Origin of the sequence: Geminocystis sp. CENA526 (assembly GCF_050753365.1) — a bacterium.
GTDB lineage: Bacteria > Cyanobacteriota > Cyanobacteriia > Cyanobacteriales > Cyanobacteriaceae > Geminocystis.
Map to the genome: position 1 here is coordinate 1 of NZ_JBLZFY010000171.1, position 5,476 is coordinate 5,476.

The following is a 5,476-nucleotide window of genomic DNA, read 5'->3' on the forward strand; positions in this document are numbered from 1 at the left end:
AATAAAATGTTTATGGAAAGGATTAAGACGTTTGTTTGATATTGCACAGAGTTGGATGTTGGCAAAATCACCTTCAAACAAAGATTTTAAGACTTAACGGTAAGGGATAGCTTTGTTATAATGTTCTTATTATATTTAGAACAAAGGAAAAATCATGTTAAAAGTTGAAACCATTACTTATTCTAGCGTTCCTCAAATTAAACCCCAAGAAATAGAATCTCTAAAAAAAGCAGTCATAAAACTTAGTCAAATTTTGGCTGAAAAAAATCTAACAGAGGATGACATTGTGGCAGATTTCCAAGAATTGAAAAAAAAACTAATCAATGAGTAATTACAATAAAACAATCGTACTTGATGCTAACATTTTAATTCGTGCGATTTTAGGCATCAAAACATTTTCTTTAATTGTAGATTACCATGAAGAGGTTATTTTTTGCACGCCAGAGGTCTGTTATGATGAGGTTAGTTTTCATATTCCAAAGATTACTCAAAAACGTCATTTAACTCCTACAGAAGAAAAACAGGCTTTAGATACGTTAAATAATTTAAGAAAAATAGTAATTGATATTGAGGAAAAAATTTACATCGATTATAAACAAAATGCGTTAAATCGGATTGGAGAAAGAGATCACAAAGATTGGTCAATTGTAGCATTGGCTCTTTCGTTAAAATGTCCAATCTGGACTGAAGATCAAGATTTTTTTGGCATTGGAATTGCTACATGGCGTACAAAAAATATTGAGATTTTTCTTAACTCCTCGTGACGAGAATCAAGGACAATTTTTAAAATCCTAATTTTTTTGAAGAATTTAATAGAGTTGATTTGTTAATGATGAAATGAATTTCATTGCGAGATAACGGAATGGTAAGGCAAAATTTGTAGTAACTGGTGATGAAGATTTATTAAATCTCAATCTTTTTCTAATTTAGAATCAGTAATTGGGCAGTTATTTTCGTGGTAATTTATTTTATATAAAAATATGTCTAAATCAATACTTATAACTGGTGCAACGGGATTTATTGGTAGTCATCTTCTACCACGACTTGATAATTATAAAGTTTCTCTTGCTGTTCGTAATTCTTCCCATTCTACTTATAAAAATTATATAGTAGGTGAAATAGACGATCGAACCTCATGGCAGGAAGCATTACAAGGGATTGAGGTTGTTATTCACATGGCGGCGAGGGCGCATATTTTACAAGAATCTGTAGCGAATCCTGAAACTGAGTTCGATCGAATCAACGGCGAAGGTACAATTAATCTAGGGAAACAGTGTATTGAAGCAGGAGTTAAACATTTTATTTTTTTGAGTTCGATCGGTGCTGTTACCACTTTAAGCGATACTATTATCAACGAATCTTCTCCCTGTAACCCCGATACTCCCTACGGTAAAAGTAAATTGAAAGCCGAAATAGGGATTAAACAACTTTGTGAAAATAGCACAATGACTTACACAATTTTACGCCCTACCCTCGTTTATGGTGCAAATAATCCGGGCAATATGGAGAGGTTATTAAAGTTAACGGCTAAAGGTTTACCCCTTCCTCTCGGAGGTGTTAACAACTCCCGTAGCCTTGTTTATGTGGGCAATTTAGTTGACGCTATTATAACTTGTATCGATCGAACCGAAGCGAAGAATCAAACCTTTATTGTCAGTGACGGGGAAGATTTATCAACCCCTGAGTTAATTAGACGCATTGGTAAAGCCATGAATAAAACTCCCCTATTATTACCGATACCCTCTAGTTTGATTAAAAGAGGAACAAAAATACTAGGCAAAGGGGAAGTGGGCGATCGACTTTTGGGATCATTGCAGGTGGATAATAGTAAAATCAGAGATACCCTGAATTGGCAACCGCCTTATACGGTGGATGAAGGATTAAAAATCACGGCGGATTGGTTTATTAATTCTACAAAATAGAATCAAAATTATTTAAAAATTATTAAGAATATGACTCGATCGAACCTATCATTTATCAGAGAAGATTTATTAAATTTATCTGCTTATATACCTACTCCTATTAGTGAAAATAGTCAGCAATTAACTAGATTAGATGCTAACGAAAGTCCTTATAATTTACCATCGGAATTAAAGGCAAAATTAGCTCTAATTTATGAGCAAGAAATCGAAACAAATCGTTATCCTGATGGTAGTCATGTCAAATTAAAAACCTTAATTACTGACTATATTAATGAGTCTAGTTTGACCGCATTTAAGATTAATAATATCTCTGTGGGTAACGGTTCAGATGAGTTAATTCGATCGATCTTAATCGCCACTTGTCTAAATAATCAAGGCTCAATTTTAGTAGCCAATCCCACCTTTTCTATGTACGGAATTTTAGCCCAAAGTTTAGGCATTGTCACCCATACTATTAACAGAAATGAAGATGATTTTACTTGGGATTTAGACACAGCAAATAAATTAATTACCGAAGAAAAAAATACCCCGATAAAAGTGATTTTTGTGGTGCATCCTAACTCCCCTACAGCAAACTGTTTAACAGCAAAAGAAATTCAGTGGTTAAAAGATTTACCTCAAGATATTTTAGTGGTAATTGACGAGGCATATTATGAGTTTAGTCAACAAACTTTGGTGTCAGGATTACCTCAACATCCCAACTGGTTAATATTACGCACTTTTTCTAAGGCTTTTCGTTTAGCCGCCCATCGGGTAGGATATGCTGTCGCCCATGAGGATATAATCAAAGTATTAGAGAAAATCCGCCTTCCCTATAATTTGCCCACTTTTTCTCAACTTGCCTCCGAATTTGCCTTACAACACCGAGATTTAATTTTACCTGCCGTTAAAGATGTCATGGAAGAAAAAGAAAGGGTTTATCAAGCATTAGTTAATAACCCTTTGTTGAAAGTATGGCGCAGTGATGCTAATTTTATCTATTTACGATTAGCTCAAAATCCTAGTAACGAAAATCACGATCGAATCATGGCACAATTAAAACAAAAAGATGTGATTATTCGTCATACAGGAGGCGGTTTAAGGATTTCGATCGGAACTACCTCAGAAAATGATAGGTTATTGAATAATATTAGTTGTGATTAACGCCTCATCGATCAAACTATTACTTCCCGATACAAAAACGGCTAAAAATTCGATCGAGTACGGATTCTGTCACTTCTTCTCCTGTAATCTCCCCTAAGGCTTGAATAGCAATGCGTAAATCAATCGTCCAAAAATCTAAGGGGAGTTGATTTTCCATCGTCTCTTGTACTTGAGTTAAGGCAATTTTAGCACGAGTTAGGGCGGCGGCTTGGCGTTGGTTTATGGCAATGTCTAAGTCACTGGCTGTAGTTTTTCCTTTTTCGATCGAACTGATAATAGCGTTTTCTAGGGCGGATATGCCTTGATTTAGTGCCACTGCGGTGGGGACTATTTGGGTGATTTCTGAGGGATATTTGACCCCTTCTAATGGTGCTATATCGGTTTTATTGATGACGAGGATCAGATTTAAGTCTTTGATTTGTCGATAAATTTCCTCATCTTCCTCAGTCCATCCTACACTAGCATCAATGGTAAAGAGGATTAAATCCGCTTGGGATATAGCTTGTAACGATCGAGCAACCCCAATTTTTTCGACGGTGTCTTCGGTTTCCCTGATTCCTGCGGTGTCTAAAACTTGAATGGGAATACCTTGCACCACTAACTGAGATTCTACCACATCACGGGTTGTACCGGGTAAATCGGTGACAATGGCTCGATCGGTTTTACTCCAAGCGTTCAAAAGGCTTGATTTGCCTACATTTGGACGACCTACGATCGCAACTTTTACGCCACTACGCAACAATTCCCCTTGATCTTTTGTGGCTAAAATCTGTTTAACTTGAGATAAACTGACTTCTAAATCCTCTCTAATTTGAGCTTCATCGAGGGGAGGCAAATCGTCTTCAAAGTCAATTCTTGCCTCCACTTCCGCCAAAATATCGAGTAAACTAGAGCGCATTTCTCGAATAGGTTGCGCCAGTTTTCCCCGTAATCCCGATAAAGCAACATGGGAGGCTTGAGGAGATTTTGCCCCGACAATTTCAGCGATACTTTCAGCTTGAGTCAAGTCGATTCTACCATTTAAAAAGGCTCTTAAAGTAAACTCCCCTGCATTGGCAAGTCTTGCACCGCATTCCAAACTTAACTCTAATATTTGCTGTACAGGAATAATTCCCCCATGACAATGAATCTCAATGACATCCTCTCTAGTGTACGATCGAGGTGATAACATTAACAAAACTAAAACTTCATCAATAATTTGTTGAGTCTCAGGGTGTTGAATATAACCGTAAAGGATTTGATGGGATTTCCATGACGGCTTACCTTGGGGTATAAAAATTTTTTGGGTAATCTCTAAGGCAGTGACACCGCTTAATCTGACAATACCAATACTACCCTGATTTGGTACAACCGCCGAGGCGATGGCTACGATCGTTTCTTGTTGAATTATAGTTTTTTCTCTATTGCTCATCATTTATTCATTCTAAATTCTATATATTATCAAGACGAGGTGACGAAGTAATCTGTCAAAACTGTCATTGCGAGGTAACGAAGCAATCTCATTAAGTATCAAGAAAAAACTAACCGTGTAATTGATTACACGGCATAACGATCTTCCGTTAAAATGATGTCATTATCAAATTAACTTTGCTTATTCAAGAATTTTTGAGCTTGACTAATAGCTAATGTACCAATATTGTACACTGCCCAACCTCCAGCAACTCCTAAAGGCAATAAAACAACTAATAATCTCCAATCAAAATCCATGATCTTATACTCCAATGTTCAAAATTCTCTTTATTAGAAAAATGATAACATTTGTTGCAATTATTAAACGAATAAAAATGAGTAATATTTCAGGTAGTTATTAATTCTACATTCTCAATTCTTCATTCTAAATTCTCTAGCTTACTCTACCAAATTGTCGATCGTACACCTCATCTTCTTTGCCTGTTTCTACTTTCAAATTAGAGCGAGGATAAGACACACATAATAAAGCGTAGCCTTCTGCTTGTAACTCAGGAGATAATCCCATACCTTCACTTTGCTCAACTTCTCCAGAAATAATTTTACCTGCACAGGTAGTGCAAACACCAGCATTGCAAGAATTAGGGATATTGACATTTTCCCTATAAGCAACATCTAATATTTTTTCATCTTCAGGTACTTGTAAAGTATAGGTTTTACCGTTATCAATAATTTCTACTGTATAAATATTAGTCATAAAAATTTGCTTATCTTAATTTATTCACAATCTTCGATTATAACCTGAGTTCGATATAGAAATATGACTCCATAAAAATTCCTGTGATTATGGTGGGCAATGCCCACTCTACATACCTGAGTTCGATATAACAGTACCTCAGTTCGAGATAAGATTTAGACTAAATCGCTCGAATCATTAGAAGATTTGATTAAAAATTATCATAAATTGATTTTTGATAGCTATTTACTAAATTTAATGAAGATTT

Annotated in this window: 7 protein-coding genes; 4 read left to right on the forward strand and 3 right to left on the reverse strand. The window is 35.6% G+C overall.

Going from position 1 to position 5,476, the window contains the following annotated elements; all coding sequences use genetic code 11:
- The first annotated feature begins 154 nt into the window (after positions 1-154).
- The 4 genes from ACN4EE_RS21840 (at position 155) to ACN4EE_RS21855 (ending at position 3,065) form a co-directional block, all read left to right on the forward strand.
- On the forward strand, positions 155-331 hold the full coding sequence (locus tag ACN4EE_RS21840) for a hypothetical protein (RefSeq protein ID WP_431708627.1): 177 nt from the start codon (positions 155-157) through the stop codon (positions 329-331).
- A complete protein-coding gene (locus tag ACN4EE_RS21845) occupies positions 324-764 on the forward strand; it encodes a PIN domain-containing protein (protein WP_431708628.1) in 441 nt (146 codons plus the stop codon). Before ACN4EE_RS21840 ends, ACN4EE_RS21845 begins: the two co-directional genes overlap by 8 nt.
- Before the next feature lie 216 nt (positions 765-980).
- Entirely contained in the window at positions 981-1,922 is a 942-nt protein-coding gene (locus ACN4EE_RS21850; protein ID WP_431708629.1) for an NAD-dependent epimerase/dehydratase family protein, read from the forward strand.
- A 30-nt stretch (positions 1,923-1,952) separates the two neighbouring features.
- Positions 1,953-3,065 carry a histidinol-phosphate transaminase gene (locus tag ACN4EE_RS21855; RefSeq protein ID WP_431708630.1) on the forward strand — a complete coding sequence of 371 codons (1,113 nt, stop codon included), beginning with the start codon at positions 1,953-1,955 and terminating at the stop codon, positions 3,063-3,065.
- A 19-nt stretch (positions 3,066-3,084) separates the two neighbouring features.
- Here ACN4EE_RS21855 and mnmE read toward each other — a convergent pair whose 3' ends face one another.
- From mnmE to ACN4EE_RS21870, 3 genes are all read right to left on the reverse strand, one after another.
- Positions 3,085-4,476 carry a tRNA uridine-5-carboxymethylaminomethyl(34) synthesis GTPase MnmE gene (gene mnmE / locus ACN4EE_RS21860; protein WP_431708634.1) on the reverse strand — a complete coding sequence of 464 codons (1,392 nt, stop codon included), beginning with the start codon at positions 4,474-4,476 and terminating at the stop codon, positions 3,085-3,087.
- 170 nt (positions 4,477-4,646) lie between these two features.
- The gene (locus ACN4EE_RS21865; protein WP_431708631.1) at positions 4,647-4,772 is read right to left on the reverse strand and encodes a photosystem II protein Y; all 126 of its coding nucleotides are present in this window, start codon (positions 4,770-4,772) and stop codon (positions 4,647-4,649) included.
- Between the two features lie 136 nt (positions 4,773-4,908).
- Entirely contained in the window at positions 4,909-5,229 is a 321-nt protein-coding gene (locus ACN4EE_RS21870; protein WP_431708632.1) for a 2Fe-2S iron-sulfur cluster-binding protein, read from the reverse strand.
- Positions 5,230-5,476: the final 247 nt, after the last annotated feature.